This is a genomic window from Halomonas sp. SIMBA_159 (genome assembly GCF_046536035.1).
Classification (GTDB): Bacteria; Pseudomonadota; Gammaproteobacteria; order Pseudomonadales; family Halomonadaceae; genus Vreelandella; species Vreelandella venusta_A.
In genome coordinates, this window is the sequence record NZ_JAWJBT010000901.1 from 1 (window position 1) to 260 (window position 260).

Sequence of the window (260 nt, forward strand, 5' to 3'; positions counted from 1 at the left end):
ATGTCAAGCGCGATCGCGCAAGGAGCAGATTATGTCGGCGTTGGACCGGTTTATAAAACGCCAACGAAACCCGGAAAAGCCCCCGCAGGACTGGATTACGTCCGTTATGCAGCCAAACATTGTCCTATTCCTTGGTTTGCCATTGGCGGCATTAATGCTGATAATATTCAAGATGTAATCGAAGCACAAGCCAATGGGGTTGCTGTCGTCAGAGCAATCATGTCAGCCCCTGATCCGCAAACAACCACAGAAAATCTTTT

The 260-nt window shown here is 48.5% G+C and carries 1 protein-coding gene; it reads left to right on the forward strand.

The features are described 5' to 3' along the window. Positions 1-260: thiamine phosphate synthase (locus R0J87_RS21855; protein ID WP_498888932.1), on the forward strand; the 260-nt coding region annotated here is incomplete at both ends.